Annotated in this window: 3 protein-coding genes; 2 read left to right on the forward strand and 1 reads right to left on the reverse strand. The window is 58.2% G+C overall.

Annotated elements, in window-relative coordinates; all coding sequences use genetic code 11:
* Nucleotides 1-244: aconitase family protein (locus AC1DPR_RS31910; protein ID WP_477818019.1), on the reverse strand; the 244-nt coding region annotated here is incomplete at its 3' end.
* Nucleotides 245-608: 364 nt separating this feature from the next.
* On the opposite strand from AC1DPR_RS31910, the gene AC1DPR_RS31915 reads away from it, so the two are divergent.
* Nucleotides 609-1,091, forward strand: coding sequence for an Hcp family type VI secretion system effector (locus AC1DPR_RS31915; RefSeq protein ID WP_477818020.1), 483 nt, complete (start codon nt 609-611; stop codon nt 1,089-1,091).
* A gap of 13 nt (nt 1,092-1,104) precedes the next feature.
* Nucleotides 1,105-1,490, forward strand: a 386-nt coding sequence (locus AC1DPR_RS31920; protein WP_477818021.1) for a peptidoglycan recognition protein family protein, incomplete at its 3' end; no start/stop codon positions are given.

Raw genomic sequence — 1,490 nt, forward strand, 5'->3', positions numbered from 1 at the left:
GAAGCTTCGAGACGGGGTCGGTGATGCCTTCCGTACGGTCCGTGGTCGGGACGTTGTGGTCGGACACGGCCAGGTTCGCGCTGATGCGCCACACCGGACGCTCCGCCAGCTTCAGCCCCTCGAASGCCTGCGGGCTGGTCACTTCGTGCASCAGGTGGCGRTCGATGTAGAGSAKCGYSGTGCCGTCTTCCTCGRYGTGGACGRYGTGGTCRTCCCAGAKYTTGTCGTAGAGCGTCTTGGCCATGATGCAGGGGGGGCGAACCGTCCGTCCGGGCAGGAACGGCGCAGGTCCGCGCAGTGGTTTGCAGGGGATTGTTATTTACCGGATGCCTTCGCGGGTCGGCGCCGCTATTGTGCCGCGCCTCCGGCGTGGCCGGTGATTGCTTGACATCGCAATCGATTATGCCACGCGGGGGCCCGCCCAAGCGGTCAGACGCTGCCAACCGCCCGGYAGTCATTGRCGAAAGGGGGATTTCGCGGTTGGCGAAAAGGGGGTGGGTGGCGGCAAGTCCGGGGCGGCGGCGCCTTTCGAACTAGTTCTATAGATCACTTCTTTGCCGATCGATAGGCTCCCTGAGTTGTTTCTCAACCAACGACGGGAGCATCTGATGGCGCRGGACATCTTCTTGAAGCTGACAGGAATCGAGGGCGAAGCGACGGACGCCAGCCATTCGAAAGAGATTGAGGTTCTGACGTGGGAATGGTCGGTGAAGCAGCCATCGAACACGCACGCAGGAAGGGGCGGCGGCGCAGGCAAGGCGACCGTTGAGGACCTGACGTTCGAACACTATGTCGACCGCGCCACGCCCAATCTGATTCAGTACTGCCTGACCGGGAAACATATCGGCAGCGCAGTGCTGACGATGCGCAAGGCGGGTGGCAAGCCGCTTGAGTTTCTTAGGATCACGATGGAGGACGTCCTGATCACGCAGGTGAAACCGGCTCACAACATCAATATGCGCGCGCCCCGGGAAGAAGTCAGCCTTTCATTCTCGCGAGTGAAGCACGAATACGTCGTGCAGAACGCCTCCGGCGGCAGTGCCGGGACGGTCAGCATGGGTTATGACGTGAAGGTAAACAAATCAATCTGACTGGGAGACACATATGTTCTTTATCGACAAGAATGGTCGAGTCGACGCCGAACGCGTCAAGGTCAAGATCTTCCCGAACATTGAACGGGGGCCGATGGACAGGGTAAATGGGATTATCGTTCACCAGACAGATGGCTCTACAACTGAAAGTACATTCAGCAGCTATCGAGCGAAAGGCGCGCTCGGCGCCCATTTCCTGATCGACAAGGACGGGACGATATATCAAACAGCTTCGCTGAAGAAAATCACCAGACACGTGGGAAAACTACAGTCACGCTGCATTGTTACGCACAAATGCTCGCCTGCTGAATTGAAGCTGACCACTGCAATTCAACTTCAATATACAAAGCTATCGATACACGAACACAAGAAGCCTTGGCCCGAGCGCTACCCTTCCAG

It is taken from the genome of Rhizobium sp. 01T417, assembly GCF_056398905.1.